Source organism: Schwartzia succinivorans DSM 10502, assembly GCF_900129225.1.
Taxonomy (GTDB): Bacteria; Bacillota; Negativicutes; order Selenomonadales; family Selenomonadaceae; genus Schwartzia; species Schwartzia succinivorans.
Genome location: NZ_FQUG01000003.1, coordinates 233,661 through 251,247, shown reverse-complemented (window position 1 = coordinate 251,247; position 17,587 = coordinate 233,661). Strand labels below are relative to the sequence as shown.

The window sequence follows — 17,587 nt, the reverse complement described above, 5'->3', positions numbered from 1 at the left end:
TCATGAATAGACCGCGTCTTGACGCTATTGAATATATCCGCGGCATCTCAATGCTGGGCGTAATAGGAATACATGTCGGCTCTCAGTATCTCTCAAACCCGACACCGAATCCGCATCTTGTTGCCCTGTTTGAGGTCGCGACACGCTTTTCCGTACCGATTTTCTTTTTCATTTCTGCCTTCGGCCTTTTTTATCATTTGGACCTGAAGGAGCCCTTCTCATACGTAGACTTTATGAAGCGCAGATTCAAGACTGTTCTTGTTCCTTATCTAGTATGGTCGCTTTTTTACATTCTGCACTATACATTTTTATATCATGACACATCTCTTCTGCGGCCATTTACGGCGGCGTATTATTTATTCTTCGGTCTGTGCAGCTACCAGCTTTACTTCATGGTAATTCTTCTGTGGTTCTATCTTCTGATGCCTCTCTGGATTGCCATTCTCAGGCGCATAACTCCGCTGAATCTTTCACTGCTGCTGATTGCGCAGATTGCATTTGATTACTGGTCCAGCTTCATCTTCAATCCTTACGGCATTGAAAACTGGCTGTTAAAGTCGTTCATGGTAAACCGTCTTAATTACTGGGTGATGCATTATTTCTTCATCTTCCTGCTTGGCGGATGGCTTGCAATAAACTACAAAGCCTTTCTTCGCTTTATGGAAAAAAGGCGCACGGAGATTGTCCTGTTCTTTTGGATCTCCCTCGCAGCTCTGCTGGGATACTATTACTACCTTCTTTCCGCAAAGCACTATACTGCGATTGAGGGCATAAACACTGCTCACCAGCTCTGTCCTGCAGGTATTTTCTACACGATTGCGGCATCGCTTTTCTTCTTTACGATTTTCACCTATCAGAGATATCCGGATAAGCTGAATCCGCTCCTCTCTCTTTTGGGGCGTCATTCTTACTTTGCCTATCTCGCTCACCCCATTGCAATCACATATCTGAGCATGCTGTTTGAACGCTGCGGAATAATCATGACCGCGCCTGCAGCTATCGTCTTTTATATTTTGATTGCAGTAACTGCTGTAACAGCAGCCGTAATAATGAGAAGAATCGGAAACAATATTCCGATTATAAATATGCTGACAATAGGAATATATCCTAAAAAATAAAAAAGGAGATGTATTTATGACACAGGAAGAATTTCATAAACTCGTCCATCATGTAATAGACCGACAGACTCCACCGCCGCCGGAAACTCTTTTTACGGGCGGCATGGATAACTGGCATGCGCGCGCGCGTCTTGCGCATTTCCTTGCAATGCCTAAATCAGAGCACCGTGATGAAGCAATTGAGCTTCTCCGCTCCGTAGTAGAGGCCGAGGTTGACGAAGAAAACTCTCAGGATGTCGAGGAAAAGGTTTACGCCCTGCAGAAGCTCAGCACCCTGGAGCGCGAGGACAAAAAATACGATGACGCGCTTCGTCATATCAATCTCGCCATTGAGCTTGCCGAGTCCACAGACTTCCTTTACAAGTATATTCTTCGCGGCGAGCTCTGGGCAGACCGCTGGAGTACTCTCCATGCCCAGGGCAGCATTCAGAGCGCTGAGGAAGAGGTTGATGAACGCATAGCCGCATACGAGGACATTCCCATAAAGCATAACAGCTACCTGTACTACGGTTACCGCTTCAAGGCACAGCTTGCGGCTGAGCGCGGTGTACCTCTTGTGGCAAAAGACTACATGCACATGGCACTCAAATACATGGATGTTCCCGAAAGCTACCTTGCCGGACTGAATCAGGCATTCAACCAGCAGCATGAAAACGCGTCATGGATTCTTAATACCATCGACCACGCAACTCCGAACCCTGATTCCCTTCACTGGGATATCTGATTACAAACACAAAAACGCTGACCTCGCGGTCAGCGTTTTTTTATCCTTATTTTTACATATCTGCGATACGGCGCAGCGTTTCCTTTATCATCTTTACCTGTGATGCTACAGTCGAAAGAAGAAGTCTTTCCTTCGGGCTGTGTATATCGTACGTAGTTACACCTACAGAAACAACATCAAGCTTTGGATTGCGTTTCACCATCCAACTGCATTCAAGACCTGCATGGATGCTTGCCACACGCATCGGAGCTCCGTGCTGCTCCTCAAAAACCTCTGTAATGATTTTTGCCAGCTTGCTGTCCGTTCGCTCATGCCATGCAGGAGACGGAGTCCCTACCTTTGCGGGACAGCCGAACCTTTCACCAAGCATAATCGCCTTTTTGCTGAAGGAATCCAGCTTATAATCCACACTGGAGCGCGGATAGTATGAGAACCATACCTCCTTGTCCGTCATGCGGAGCATACCGATATTGGCCGAGGTCTCAACAAGTCCCGGAAGCGCGGACGACATTGCAAATATACCCGTATGCAGAGTAACCAGAAGCTCAGCCAAAGCCCGCACATCCTCATCACTCATGACATGCTCAGGCTTATCATCCGCCGAAAGCTCGATATGCATACCGGGGTCTACAGCTCCATACGCTTCAAGGAAACGTTTCTTTCTGTTATCCAAAACCTTAAGGATTTCCTTCTCATCAGCGGAAGAAACAAAAGTAAATGAAGCCGAATCAGCAATAGCATTTCTTGCCTGACCGCCTTCCATAGAAGAAACAGCAAATGAAATTCCTGCCTCGCCAAGCTCAAGCATAAGCTGTCCTAAAACCCTGAGGGCGTTGCCGCGTCCGTCACCTATGCGCTCACCGGAATGACCGCCGAGAAGCCCCTTGACAGAAACCTTCCAGGCCTTCCCTTCAGGAGTTTTTCCCCAATGAATTTCACGGTGAAATTCAACATCAAGACTTCCTGCGCTGCCGATTGTCAGAAGGTCATCCTCTTCGGAATCACAGTTGATATAAAAAGAAGCGTCCTGCACATACTTGGCATCCAGCTTCTCCGTCCCAAGCATGCCAACCTCTTCGTCAACCGTAATAATGGCACGGAGCGGCCCATGCTTCTCAAGGGTTTTGAAAATATAAATAATCTCCGAAATACCGCTGCCGTCGTCAGAGCCAAGGCTCGTACCGTCAGCCGTCAGATATTCCTCCGTGCGGATTGTCTTAATCTCATCTGTTAAAGGATTGTACTCCCTGCCCTTTTCCGCGACACAGACCATATCCATATGGCTCTGAAGAATCGTAAGCGGCGCGTTTTCGAAGCCCTTCGTTGCCGGAAGGTCCGCAATGATATTGTTCACCGCATCCTGCACAACACTGCAGCCTATACCCTCAAAAACACCTTTCAGATAATCGCTGACAGCCTTCTCATGTCCGGATGGACGCGGAATCTTTGTCAACGGCATAAATTCATCCAATACCCTGTCAATTATTTCTTTGTTGCTTTCCATAAAACTTCCTCCTGTAAACGAACACAACAAAAAAGCGGTCGGTTAAGACCGCTTTCCAAAGTTCGCTTATTTTTTTACCGGACGAGCCTTAGCAGTAGCCACATCAACACCGACAGGCACATAAAGCATCATACCGTCTGAAATACGGCGTGCCTCGCCATCCAAAACGTAGCATACACCGTTTACAAAATCGCAGATACGGCGCTGCTCTGCCAAATCCACACGCTCAAAATTGACAATTGCCGCCTTCTTTGCCAGCAGATCATCAGCTATACCTGTAACCTGGTCGAAATTCGAAGGGACATAGATGTCCACAGAAAGCTCCGAAGCCTTTGCCGCACGTGCCTTAAAACGCGGCCTCTCTGCAACTGCCGACGCAAACACCGGCGCCCCGTTAGCAACGCGGCGTGTTTCCTGTACCACTTCTTCCTCGACCTCAGCCTTCTCGGAGATGAATTCCTCTTCTTCCTCCACAGGCATAAGAACATTCTTTGCTTTTTCAAGCATTTCCTTTATCGATCCCATCTATATCGCCTCCACTGCGCTTTAGCACGGATACCACACGCATCCTCTACGACCAGAAAAGCGCGCAAACTCCCCCGTAATTTTTGTGTACTATCTGTATTCTACACCAAATAAAAAAATCCTGCAAACGGAGAAAAATAATTTTCCCCTAATTTGCAGAATTTTGAATCGTAAGCCCTATGTTACGAATAAATTTAATCTAATTTATACTCAATTACTGAGTAATTTGGTCAGGCTTTTGCAGCCTTCGTTGCATTTTTACGTGCACGGCCGCGAGCAGAATGATCAAGAACTGCCTTACGGAGACGAACACTCTGCGGAGTAACCTCAACAAGCTCTTCCTCGTTGATGTACTCAAGAGCCTGCTCAAGACTCAGGATACGAGGCGGAACAAGGCGGATAGCTTCATCCGAGGAAGAAGTACGCATATTGGAGACGTTCTTCTTTTTGCACGGATTGATGTCGATATCCAGCTCACGGGAGTTCTCACCGACAATCATACCCTCGTATACCATCTGGTTCGGAGAAATGAACATCGTACCGCGGTCCTGCAGCGTAAAGATACCGTAACCCGTCGTCTCGCCCTCTTCGAAAGCAACGAGAGAACCATGCTCACGGCCTTCCATATCACCCTTGTACGGTGCATAGCCGTGGAACACGTGGCTCATGATACCGTTACCCTTGGTACTGGTCAGAAGCTCGGAACGGAAACCGATAAGTCCGCGTGCCGGAATGATGAACTCAAGACGCATGTAGCCGTTGCCCTCTGTCATGTTCAAAAGCTCAGCCTTGCGGCGTCCGAGACGCTCCATGACAGTACCCATGTATTCCTGCGGAACCTCAATAGTCAGGTTCTCCATCGGCTCGCATTTCTGACCGTTGATTGTCTTGTAGATAACCTCAGGCTTACCAACCTGCATTTCATAACCTTCACGGCGCATCTGCTCAATCAGAATGGAAAGATGCAGCTCGCCACGGCCAGAAACCTTGAAGGTATCAGCAGAATCCGTCTCCTCAACGCGGAGCGCAACATTCGTCTCCACCTCTTTGAAAAGACGGTCGCGGAGATGGCGCGATGTTACGAACTGACCTTCACGGCCTGCAAACGGGCTTGTATTTACTCCGAACATCATGGAAAGCGTCGGCTCGTCGATATTGATTGTCGGAAGAGCCTCAGGATTTTCAGCATCGGAAACTGTCTGTCCGATATGAACATCCCCAAGACCTGTAAGAGCGACAATCTCACCAAGACCTGCGCTCTGAGCCTCAACACGCTTCAGACCTTCGTACACAAATACCTTGCCGATACGTGCCTTTGTCTCATTATCGCCGCCCAGCAGAGCAACACTCTGATTCGGTTTTGCCGTACCGCGCATAACACGTCCGACAGCAACCTTGCCTACATAGTCATCAGCCTCAAGTGTCGTAACCATCATCTGCAGCGGGCCGTCAGCATCACCGTGTGGTGCAGGAATCTCCTTTACAATCATTTCCATGAGCGGCTCAAGGTTCGTACCCTCATCATCCATGGAAAGCTTTGCAATACCGTCACGTGCCGTTGCATAGATGACCGGGAAATCCAGCTGGTCATCATCAGCGCCGAGATCCATGAAAAGCTCAAGAATTTCATCATAAACATCATCAACGCGCTGGTCAGGACGGTCAATCTTATTGATAACAACAATAGGCTTCAGCTTCTGCTCAAGAGCCTTGCGAAGAACGTATTTCGTCTGCGGCATCGGACCCTCAAAGGCATCAACCAGAAGAAGAACACCGTCGACCATGTTCAGAACACGCTCAACCTCGCCGCCGAAATCAGCATGGCCCGGAGTATCGACGATATTGATTTTGATATCTTTATACATTACAGCCGTATTCTTGGACAAAATCGTGATACCGCGTTCACGCTCAATATCACCAGAGTCCATAACGCGCTCTGCAACCTGCTCGTTGGCACGGAATACATGGCTCTGCTTCAGCATCGCATCGACCAGTGTTGTCTTACCATGATCGACATGGGCGATGATAGCAATGTTTCTCAAATTTTCTGTTGTACTCATTCTAAAACTACTTCCTCCTAAATATATATAAATAAACGACTTCCTAAAAAGAACTATCCAATCCATTTTATTATTTAGGCTTTTTACTGTCAATGATTTTTTCTTAACAGTTGAAATTTAATAAATGCTGTGCTATAATTATTTTCCACAGCTGATGCTGATTGCCATTATCGGGGATGTAATGGTCTCGACGGGGGCAGTCGGAGCATGGGCAGCGAGCCGGGGGGTCATCATCCCGTCAGTAAGGTGAAACTTTTATATTAAATATAAAAGCAAACGAAGATTACGCTTTAGCAGCTTAATGCTAACCTCTGCTTATCTGATTCCGCGCGGATGGGACAGAGGCCAAACGCGGAATTACTGAGAGCCAATTCTCGGAGGCTTCTCGGGACACTTTTATCGAGATCGGGATTTTCGAGCCTGCTCACGGGCGCCTGAATCCTTAAACTGTACATGAGCTTCGCTCGGAGAAACCCTTGATACGACGCTTTCGGACAGGAGTTCGATTCTCCTCATCTCCACCAAATACAACACCGCAGGGAGCGCTCCCTGCGGTTTACTTTTTCAAAAAAACAGGTCGGAAGGAATTTTCCTTCCGACCTGTTTTTTCTCACTCTTACCAAATCTTACCAAGAATGAACCACATACGACCTTTGCTGTGCGCGTCATTGCTCATATGGTCATCTCCACCGATACGGCGCGCATAATCAAACCTTGCGAACCAGTCATTCGGCTTCGTATAGCTGATACCGATACCCCAGCCCTTAAGATTATAGTTCACATCCTCTCTGCGGAGGTGTGTATGTCCCATATCAAAATACGTACTCAGTACGAGTCCCGGAACATCCGTATAGTAACGAAGCTCCGCCGTCCCCTGGAAACCGTCATCGCCCGAGCCCTCGCCCTGCGGATACGCGCGTACACCATTCGCGCCGCCGAGATAGAACTGCTCTGAGCTGTCGAGAGCACGACTTGCCTTCTGTCCCGAAAGCTTCAGCATGATGTCAGTCTTATGCCCAAGCGCCTGCACGCCCGTCACAGAAGCATTAAACTTCGTGAAATGTCCGTCAGTTTTCGCCATATCATCAAGCTGCTTACCGCCCGGCGTATCAGAATCGAGATTCATGCGGCCCGTTGTGACCTGCGCATTGAAATTCACCACCGAACCATCAAACCTCTGGAAGCCTTCCACACCTGCATGAACACTCGTCGAATGCTTCTTGCGGTTCAGCGTTGAGAAATTACGATACTCATCCTTCAAATTTCTGTAATCAAATCCATACGTAAATGCCAGCTTGCGGTCAACAAGATGATAAATCGGAGCCTTGCCGAACAGGCTGATAGTATCCGCCTTACCTTTCGGAGCAAGATTTGAAAAAGCACCGCCAATCTTGTAATCCATACGGCTTACGCCGAGTCCCAGCGTTGTGCCGCCGCGTCCTACAAGTGCCTCATAATTCACATAGAAGTTTCTCATGTGGCTGTTGGAAATCAAACCGCCAAGGTTCAGTTTATCTCCCCGTCCGCCCACGTTATACAGGCTCTCCTGTACACCGTAGCGATAGCGTCCCGAAGACCTGCTTCCATAGTTCTCGGCATACAGAACCGTGTTCGAGGTCTTACCGTCCTCAACACGCACCGTAAGATCGCTTGTACCGAAATCCATACCCGGACTAAGAACCGCAACAGCCTTAGTACCGCTGAGGTCACTGATACCATAAAGCGCGGTCTCCAGCTTATCCACGCGTATAATATCACCGGATTTCAGGTTTTTGATAAACCCCTCGACTATATCCTGCTTCAGACGGCTGCGGTTATCAATGTTAACCTTTCCATACCGTCCCGGAATAACCTTGATAACAACACTTCCGTCCTTGCTGTCCTGCGGCGGAAGATACGCCGCGGAAGCAGGATAACCATGCTGGCGGCAGTAAGCCGTCACCTTGTCGATTTCCTGATTAAACTCCGCGAGCGTCATTTCGCGATTGATACAGCCCTGCAGAATTTTTGCAAGTTCTGCCTGGTCAACACGAAGCTCCGCCGCATCAAGCTTAATATTCTTGAGAGTGAACTTCACATCAGGAACACTCGTATTAGGAGAACCGACATTATTCTCAACCTCAGCCGCAGCCTTAGGCAGCTGTTCGTTGATATCCTCACCCGGCTGTGACAGCGAAGGCGCCGCCCACGTTGTTGAAGCAAAGGCTCCGGCCAGCAGAGTCATCGTCATGATTCTTGCAGCCGACTTGTAGAATTTCATCTTCAATTCTCTTCTCTCCCCTACTTAATCATCTTACGGCAGCGGCCATATTGACTCCGCCTCCGATAGTTTCAATACCGATGTGTGTTTCGCGGTCAGAACGTGCCATAAGCGCCGCACGGTTCTTCTTTTCTTCCTCGTCCTCATCCTCCGGTTCAGCCGTAATAATGCTGATACCCGTAGAAACCTCTCCTTCGGACTCATCAGAAGCCGCGCTCTGTCCCTGACGCAGACGCGACAGGAACGGCGACTCTACAACCGCATCCTCCTGCTCCGCCGTTGCAACAGCCGGTACAGCCTCATAGGATTCCGTTGCAGGAAGTCCTGCTTCTATAGCAGCCTGTTCAGCCGCAGAACCAAGATTTGTACCATTGTTCTCAATACCGATATTGCCTGCACGCATCTCAGCATCACCGAGATTTACTACATTTCCTGCAGACTCTATGCCGATAAGCGAACGCTTTCCGACAACAGCTTCCTCATCACCGACATTGACACCCGCATCCTCATACTGAATCGAGATAGCGGACTGCTGTCCGAAATGCTCGATATTATCGTCATGAGAAGCACGGTTGTAAGACTTGTCATCCGGCTTGAACTTCGAAGCCTGCGCGATTGCCTGCCCGACACCCGAATTCGGATTCAGCGGAGAATCAGGTTTGCTCGGATACATCGGATTGTCAGGATTGAACGGACTGTCCGGATTACTCGGATCAAGCGGATCGGTATATCCTACCGTCCAAGCGGTATTCGCAGGAGTCGAGAACGTATAGTTCTTTCCGTAATTTCCGCTTGTGCAGTCTTTATCTCTGTACCACGCATAGACCTCATAGGAACCCTTTTCATTTATCATTGCAGGATAAGAATCGGATTTCCACTCGAAGTCCTGGGCAGCCTGTGCTCCGTCGTCACCGACAAAGCCGCTGAAGCTGCCGCTGAAGGTCGGAGTCTCGCCCGGCGCTGTCTTCACAGCAGTCGGATTGGCAGTAATCGTCTTGCGGGTGATTACGCCCGTTCCATCAGTCGGCTGATTATCCGCCAGTTTATAGTTACCATTGTTAATGGTGAATGTAACGCCTGAAACCGTATGGTTCTTCTTATCCTGCGTCTCATCATCTGCCGCATTCGGGTCATCGTATGTACCGCCTGTCACATTAATGCCAAGACCATTGACAGTATCATCGCCAAGAAGCTTGCCTTGAGCAAAGTCTACATTCTTATGCATATCATGTACGGTAATACTATCTCCGTTGAGACCTTTAACCGCGTCAGTACCGTCATAAATCTTCTCAGCGTAGATATTAGTCAGCTTAATCTCGCGCTGCGTGATGGTACCGATATTATCACCACGAAGCGTTGCAGACATCCTGGAATTCTCTGCAGGTGTCAAGCTGATTTTATCGCCGTCTGCCGTCGTATGAACAAGAACGATGTTCTTCGGGTCATAGGAGAGTACGTAGTCAATGCCAAGACCTGTTCCTGCGTTTGCAGTTGCCGTACCATCCTTGGTGAATGTAGCCTTTTCAAGCTGTACCTCGACAACTCCCGTGCCGGCAGTCGGAGTATAGATAATCTTATTATTCGCTGTATCATAGGTAATCTGACCGCCTGTTACAGTTGCAGTTACAAGATTTTTTCCGTCAGTATCAGCCGCATCAGTTGAATACTGAAATGCCTGATTAACCGTAACATTATCATTATCTTTCAGAACATTGGATGTGCTGTCATAGACCTTCTGCACATCACGGTTCTTTATAGCAACCTCAATTTCACGCGGAGTAATCTTGCCTGTGTCTGTAACCGTTGTTGTCTCATTACCGTCAGCTTTGATAACTTTATAGTTTCCTGCTTTAGTTCCTGTAAGAGCAAGTCCTGAATAAGTTACCTCTTTATTCTCTCCGCCGTCCGCAGTATCATACTTTCCTGTGATACCAGACGTATTAAGAAGGACATTATCACCGTCGATAACGCCAGTATCTCCGCTCTTCGTTGTAACGAGTTCAACGTAATTCGACGGATTAATAACAGTGTCAGTACCATCATATACCTTCGACGGCGCATTTGTCGTCGGCTGTACAATCAAACCGCGCTTGTTGATTGCGACTTTAGTTGTGCCGTCCGTGACTATCGCATGTGTATCATCAATAGCACCATTGTATTTATCGAAGATATCCGAAGCCATCTCATAGTTCGGATTATCCGTCAACGCCGTGTTTTCATCGACCTTAACACCGCGATAGGTGACCGTATTCGCCGTTGCCACATCCGCGCTGTTGTAGACCGTGCTTCCGCCCTCAGCGATTTTATACGCGATGCTACCTTCATTTGCATCCTGCTGATTGTTACCATTCGCGTCATAATAGAGCGTAAACTTCTCAAGCGGATTGTTGACCGAGGTTGTTCCGTCATAGACCTTCTCAACATCCGACCATTTTTCCTTTATGCTTGCAGCTGTAATCGAAATCGGAGTAAGGTATCCCATCTTCGCGGCTTCTTTGAAGTATGCCGTCTGAACAAGGCCTGTCGTATCCTTTGTCATTGTTGAGGCCGCAGCACCATTATTTCCTGTCACATTTCCGACATAATAGTTCTCCGCGGCAGCCGCAGAAGCAGTGCCAAGAGCATTGACAACAGCATTAGCAAATCCATCGTAATTGATTGCTTTATAACCATAGTTCTTTCCTTCAACAGGCACATAATTTGTAGTTGTCGTCGAACGGCTGACATTATTATCCCCAGTGAAACCGTTCGTTGCATCCCATTTACCGTATGTTCCAACAATCGTCGTTACCTTATCATCTGCTGTAACGCTGTAATCGGAATCAGCAACAAATCCGGAAAGTTTGACATTTACATTATTCGTATTATTGTTCCCGGCTTCATATTCACGGTATGCCCCATTTGCAATATCTGCCGTCAGCATTCTCTTCGCAATAGTAATATTCTGCGGAAGAGTTGACGTATTCATCACAAGGTTATAGTTCGATTTATCTGTACCGTCCAGTTCAAAACCATCATAGGAAAGGACATAGTCCCCCGCGTCTTTAATCTTCGTGACCGCACTACCGCCCTTTGTGGCAGAAATTGTCCCTGTGAGTGTAACATCGTCCTTCGTTGATGCGCCTGTCTTGGTGACAATATCATCCTGATTGAGCTGGATATTCAGGTCAGCAAGCGAGAGCTCCTGCCCGTCATAGGTCTTGCCTGTAACAGAACCGGTTGCCGCAGCGTGAACCGTCTTCGGAGTAATCGTTCCGTCACCTGTAAGTGTCGTACTGTCAATCTTATAGTTCGCAGCAGACGCTCCTCCAAGCGAAACTCCTGAATATGTTACCGTAGTCGCACCCGCTACCGTTGCAGCACTATACTCTGCACCGGTCGCAGTAAGGCTTACATCGTCTCCTGTAATAAATCCTTCCGAAGTCAGCGTCTTTCCAACAATTGCTGCAGTCGCATCTGTAGAGCCGTCATATACCTTCGACAGTGCGCCGCCATCAGCCTTGACCTTTCCTGCATCAATGACCTTCTGTGCAATCGTGCCGCTGCCCTGGAGAGAAGTGGTCGATACATAGTAGTTGTTATTATCAATAGCAAAGTCATTGAATGTAACCGTTCTATTTCCTGCATTCGCAGAATCATAGCTGCCCGATGCGCCTGTGAGCGTTGCAGTATCCGTTCCGACCATCTGTCCTGCCGTATTCAAATCAAGATAGCTCGTTGCAGCATTTTTGAGATTAGCTGTAGCATCATATGTCTTGTCAAAGTCAGCACTATCCTTGACAGACACAGTCAATGCTTTCTTCTGAATATTGCCGTCTATCACGGCAGGCGTGTTCGCAAGTGCGTAGTTTCCTGACGTATCATTAAGCGCCAGCGAAATCTGTACCTTATTGGAGCCGTCATGCGTACTTGCTTGAGTCGGATCCCAGTTTGCGTCCGATGTTGTATACTTCGAGCCGGTCGTCGAAACAGTAACTCCTGCCGCATAATCATCCGCAAGAATTCCTGTTGTCGAAGTATTGATATTCGCATTATGGTCATAGGTAAGTGAAACCGTAGACGCGTCAACGCTATCGTTTCCGTCATAGACCTTATCAATGGAAGTACCTGTCGCAGGCGCAGCCGTAACAGTACCGACCTGACGCTTCGTAATCGTATTGTTCGTGCTTGTGAGCTTATCGCTGAGAGCTGCAGAATCCAAGTTGATATTTGCAGCCAAATCGTCAGCAAGCTCAACAGCATACGTGACAGACTTATCCCCGCCTGCGTTCTTTGCGTCACCTGCGCCCGGCGTACTGTCCTGATATGCTCCCGTAACAGTCTTGAAATACGTCTTATCTGCACTGTTTTTCCATATATAATCTGTACCATTGATTTTTACAGTAAGACCGAAATAATCCGAAGCAGTCTTGGTTGTACTTCCATCAAAGTGATTAACATTCGCCGTGCCATCATAAGTCTTGGTCACAGAGTCAATGTTTGACGTTATCATGCCACTAGTCAAATTCAGCTTATTGATTGTACCTGCGCTATAAGCCACACCGTTGACAACAGTTTCCGTACCATAAGTAACGTTATAGTTTCCATAGTTGTCACCCAATGCCGTGTCGATACCTGTATATTTGACAAGCTTATCCGTACCGGCATTTGCGTCAGCTTCCCAGTTTGCAGTCGTACCTTTTCCGTAAGTACCTGTGACCGAAGCAGCAGTGAACGTGTCAGACCCTTTCAGTCCTGTCGGAGTAACTGCGACAGTTGCTGTCGTGGTCGTATCGTAGTCTTTTGTGGGCGCAGCAAACGCCAGCGACAAGCCGGCTTTATTGATTACACCGTCACCGGTGAGCTGTGTTACTGTATTGCCAGCAGAGTCTTTGACAACATAGTTATCCCCCTTGTTGCCATCGTTAATAGCAATGGTATAAACAATCTTATTTGCACCGTTTACACTATTCTGCGTTGCATTCTTAGTCTCTGTATTAACCCCTGTACCCACATAGTGATATGCCGCCGTGGAATTATTTGCATCTTCGGAAATCAAACCATCCAGAGTCACAAGGTTATTGCCGGTTACTTCAGTATCTCCATTCTTAACCTTAGCGTCACCATCGTATGTCTTCGTCGTGTGGGTATTCGAAATAGACGCCGTAATTTCCTTCGGCGTAATCTTTCCTGTTGTTTCCTTTGTTATGCTGATTGTATCCCCGGTTATTCCGTTGACATCGTAGTTCGAATTGGAACTAAACTGACTCTTGTCAATCGTAAGATTGTATGTGACCGGTTTTCCCTCGCCGGCATGCTTTGTATCGTAAACAGCAGACGCAACCTTGAAGGCAATCGGACCGTCACCGGATACTCCTGCCGCATAAAGCTTGTCTATGAAGTTTGTACTTGTTACGGCATTCGTACCATAGACCTCGGACTCATATCCTGTTGCGCCTTTAACCTTATCATTGCCATCATACGTCTTGATGATCGGATTCAAGGCATCCCAGTCAACTCCGAAATCATTGGAATCATTGTGAAGAACTCTTGCCGTTATAGTACCGTTGCCCTTCATGTCCACAGGCAGTGAATAATCATTGTTTGTGCCGGTAAGCGTCACACCTGTATAGGTGACCTTATCGGTTCCGTCAGCATATCCGGCGACATCAGAGCCATTGTTGTATGTACCGGAAGCACCCGTCACATCCAGCGTAATAGTATCTCGGTCGGATTCGTTCACAAATCCGTCAAGTGTCCCCGTGATAGGCTGTGTGACAGCGATTGTTCCATCATATTGCTTCGTCTGCTCGCCAAAATTAACAGTCAAAGCCTTCTGCGTAACTTTTCCGGCATTTGCCACCGTAAGCGTCGTATAATCCGTACCGCTAACAACTCCAGTTCCGGAATAAGTGTAGTCATCAAGATTATTCAGTTTATAAAGAACATCCTTCGTTGTTACACTTCCGCCAGACATCGCAACATGAGCATCTGCGACACCCGAATTCACATAATCAGCAGTATTAACGACTGTATTTTCCGTCTTGCTCGCATCGCCGTCTACCCAGCCTGTTACCGTGATACGATTTTTAACATTGTCCGCAGTAATCGTTGTACCATCAGCTACCGTAGATTCGCCATTATAGGTACGCTCAAGAAGCGTTGCGGGAGTACCTGCGTCATAAGTTACCTGAAGCGTTTTCTTCGTAATTGTGCCCACACTAACTACACCCGGAACTGTCTTATTGTCCTCGAGTGTAGTTGTACCGATTTTGTAGTTAGGAGCATCATCGCCCGTGACTTTGAGAGTATATGATACCTTCGCCGCCGCATCATTACCGCCTGCATGAACCGTCTCCGTCGTTCCGTCCGCCTTCATAAACGTGCCTTTGTTGCCTACGATTGTGAAGGCAATGCTGTCACCAGTAATGATTTCTCCTGACGAAGTATTAATACTTATAGTACCCTCATATGTTGAATTGCCATCATATTCCTTAGTCACTGCATTGACTGCGGAATTCATATCAATGGTCTTCGGCGTAATTTTAGCCGTCACATTGACCGTAGCTCCGTCCTCAACTCCGACAGCAGGCATAATCGTTCCGTTAAATGTACGATAAACGACATTGCCGTCCTCATCAACGATTTGATAATTCTTGACTGTATCGTCATCACCGGAAATTCTAATTCCGGTATATGCAACCTTCTTCGCGTCACCTGCATTTTTGTCCGTAAAGAAAACAACATCATCAGTACCAACGATACTAATTTCATCACCGCTAAGAACCGAATCACCCTTTGATGTGTCGATTATAATATTTTTATTGGACGTATTATACGTCGCATTTACATCGGTTGTTCCATCATAGACCTTATCAAGCGCAGTCTCTCCACTCTTTGTCTTTAAATACAAAGAACGCGGGGTAATAATACCATTTTGACTCATCTTCGCCTCTTCCGGCAAATCAATATAGGTATCATAGTTATTTAGTGCTGCTGCTGCCTTTGCCTGATCCTCAGGAGACAACCCATCCTTTTTATCCAGTGAAATATCAGACAAATCAAGATAAACAAAATAGTTTTCCCCGACAGCTTTCACTGTGTAGGTCTCACCGGTCGTTTTACGCTGTGCCTCAGGCAATGCCAAAAACTCTGTTCTGTCAGCAGCCGAGGCAAAGAAATACCCTGTGCCGTCTCCGGACAGCTTTAACAGGCCACTGTCTTTTCCGGCAATCCCGGAAATGCCACTGGCCGTAAAGGTTACATCGTCCGTGTATCCTGTACCATCATATGTTTTTTCAGGATTTACGCTTGCACTTCCATCAACCGTTACCTTACGTTTTTCAATCGTAAAATTACTTCCCGCAATGTCATAGCCAAGCTGCCCCGAAGAAAAGAGTGAATATGAATCAGAGAATGTTGCAACGCTCGACTTCGTGCTTCTGGTTGCAGTCTGGTCTTTGGGGTGAACCGTATAGTCATCTGTTGTTAACTTATCATCACCCAGCATTTTAATATCGCTAAGCGTGACAGCATTTGCATTATATGTCGTTACAACATTACCGTCGTACTGAGGGCCCGTAGTTCTCGCCACATACTTTGAGCCGGATACAACCGTGTTCTCTGTGTAGTATTTATTCGTGCTATAATCAGCAAATGCTTTCTTATCGAGGTTGCTACCCGATACGTCACCCATGGAAAAATCATAGCTTGCCTGTACTGTGCCCTTAAAGAACGCAGTAAGCATAGGCAGACTCTGCCCTGCATAAATGCGCCATTTTGTTTTTGTGACGTTACCTGTATCTGGGTCAATTGTTACACCGCCGACATCACTAATATCCCAACTAGAATAATACCTTTTTTGGCTTACTGGATTAGAAGTATCAGACAATGCTGTTACATCATATTTATTCTCCATCCCTGGTAAAGGTGTCGCTGTGAATTGCGTCCCTGCCGTATTATAGATGTTAGAGAAATGTGCTTTATGTCCTGCTTCATCACCATTATTAAACGCAATGAAGCCATACTGTGTATCGCCCTGAATTGTTCCGGTATTATAAGTGTCTTTGATTGTTAAATCCCAAGTATCTGTATCTACATAGCCCAAAATTCCTGCACCATTTATTACTTTGTTATCGTTATATGCAGTATCAATCGTTACTGCACCAGTTACGGTGCCAACAAGCCCACCAACGAAAGGATTATCTCCTGTAACCGTTCCACCAGTTGTGTATACATTCCGCAGAGTTGTTGACTGCGCCGTGCCAACAATTCCACCTGCACCATGTTCCTCATCATTCTCAGAGCCCGTTACATTTACATTAACTAATCCAACGTTTTCAATGGTCGCACCTGAAGTAGATGCAAATAATCCCTGACCATTTGTTCCCGAAGTAATTTTTAAATTATTAACAGTATAAAACATTCCGTCAAATTTACCGCTAAAACTTTCTACCGACTCAAACTCAGTAGGTGTCGTAGCCTCTTTATTTATATCGTCCGCCAACATGTAGTTGTTAGAGCCACTCATAGCATGTAATTGAGACAGATTATGAACAAGCTGATACTCTGTTATTGTTTTGTTTGCATCATATCCGGAAACAGTTACCGAACCCTCATGACCGACATGAATATATCCATTTGCTGTCACTTTAACATTACTGCCTGTAAGCGGTGTTGTGGATTCAGGATCCTTAACCTGAAGCTGAGCAGCATTCAAGAAGCGGATATTATTGCCGACGACTTCGACAGTATCCGCTTTGATTGTTCCGAGATTAACAACATCACAGGCAGGTGTGCCACTGACACTTAATACTGGATTAGCTTCCTGATCATTAAATTTACTAGTGTCAACCTTACCCTGCGTAGAAACATAGAGATTACCTACATTTACCTGCGCATCTTTCCCGAAAATGACCCCGTTCGGGTTAATGAGGTAGATGTCTCCTCCGCCGTTCATGTGACCATCAATAAATGATGTTGCTGAACCGGTGACAATATTGGCGTAGTTGTTATTATCAAAATTGACAGTCTCGGTTTTTCCTATAGAAAAATCAATCCAGTTGATGACATTGTTTTGATTGTCACCTGTGATGTTCATCGTTACAGTATCAGGTGTATTAACATGAACTCCCGCTGCAGTTCCATCCTGTACAGGCATACCAAAAGCGACCGGTGTGTATGTTACCATACCGGCCATTAATGCAAGGCTGATTTGTTTTGCAAGCTTCTCTTGCTTCATTTTGCGGTTCATTTGGGGTCACTCCGTTCGTTCATAATTCATCCTTGAAATTTATGTAAATGACATATTCTATAAATAGGTATACTTATCTAATGTTATTATATTACAGGTATTTCAAGTCAACAAGGGAGTTTCTTCCTATAAAACACTTATAAAACGAAAAAAATCACGACACA

7 protein-coding genes and 1 other RNA gene are annotated in these 17,587 nt (G+C 46.7%); 3 read left to right on the top strand and 5 right to left on the bottom strand.

Annotated elements, in window-relative coordinates; genetic code table 11:
- Positions 1-2: 2 nt before the first annotated feature.
- Both BUA83_RS04085 and BUA83_RS04080 read left to right on the top strand, forming a co-directional pair.
- Positions 3-1,118: an acyltransferase gene (locus tag BUA83_RS04085; protein WP_072934919.1), complete on the top strand. Its 1,116-nt coding sequence runs from the start codon at positions 3-5 to the stop codon at positions 1,116-1,118.
- A gap of 16 nt (positions 1,119-1,134) precedes the next feature.
- Positions 1,135-1,842: a hypothetical protein gene (locus BUA83_RS04080; RefSeq protein ID WP_072934918.1), complete on the top strand. Its 708-nt coding sequence runs from the start codon at positions 1,135-1,137 to the stop codon at positions 1,840-1,842.
- A gap of 52 nt (positions 1,843-1,894) precedes the next feature.
- Here the strand turns inward: BUA83_RS04080 and pepD are convergent, their stop codons facing one another.
- The 3 genes from pepD to typA form a co-directional block, all read right to left on the bottom strand.
- Positions 1,895-3,346, bottom strand: a complete 1,452-nt coding sequence (pepD, locus tag BUA83_RS04075) for a beta-Ala-His dipeptidase (protein ID WP_072934917.1) — start codon at positions 3,344-3,346, stop codon at positions 1,895-1,897.
- 66 nt (positions 3,347-3,412) lie between these two features.
- On the bottom strand, positions 3,413-3,871 hold the full coding sequence (locus tag BUA83_RS04070; RefSeq protein ID WP_072934916.1) for a cell division protein SepF: 459 nt from the start codon (positions 3,869-3,871) through the stop codon (positions 3,413-3,415).
- A gap of 230 nt (positions 3,872-4,101) precedes the next feature.
- Complete coding sequence (typA, locus tag BUA83_RS04065) at positions 4,102-5,931, bottom strand: translational GTPase TypA (RefSeq protein WP_072934915.1); 1,830 nt, start codon at positions 5,929-5,931, stop codon at positions 4,102-4,104.
- Positions 5,932-6,103: 172 nt separating this feature from the next.
- Between typA and ssrA the strand changes: the two genes are divergently transcribed.
- Positions 6,104-6,455: a transfer-messenger RNA gene (gene ssrA / locus BUA83_RS04060) on the top strand.
- Between the two features lie 92 nt (positions 6,456-6,547).
- Here the strand turns inward: ssrA and BUA83_RS04055 are convergent.
- Both BUA83_RS04055 and BUA83_RS04050 read right to left on the bottom strand, forming a co-directional pair.
- Positions 6,548-8,191: a ShlB/FhaC/HecB family hemolysin secretion/activation protein gene (locus BUA83_RS04055; RefSeq protein ID WP_072935078.1), complete on the bottom strand. Its 1,644-nt coding sequence runs from the start codon at positions 8,189-8,191 to the stop codon at positions 6,548-6,550.
- Positions 8,192-8,219: 28 nt separating this feature from the next.
- Positions 8,220-17,423 (bottom strand): YDG domain-containing protein, encoded by a 9,204-nt coding sequence (locus BUA83_RS04050; protein WP_072934914.1) that lies wholly within the window; start codon positions 17,421-17,423, stop codon positions 8,220-8,222.
- Positions 17,424-17,587: the final 164 nt, after the last annotated feature.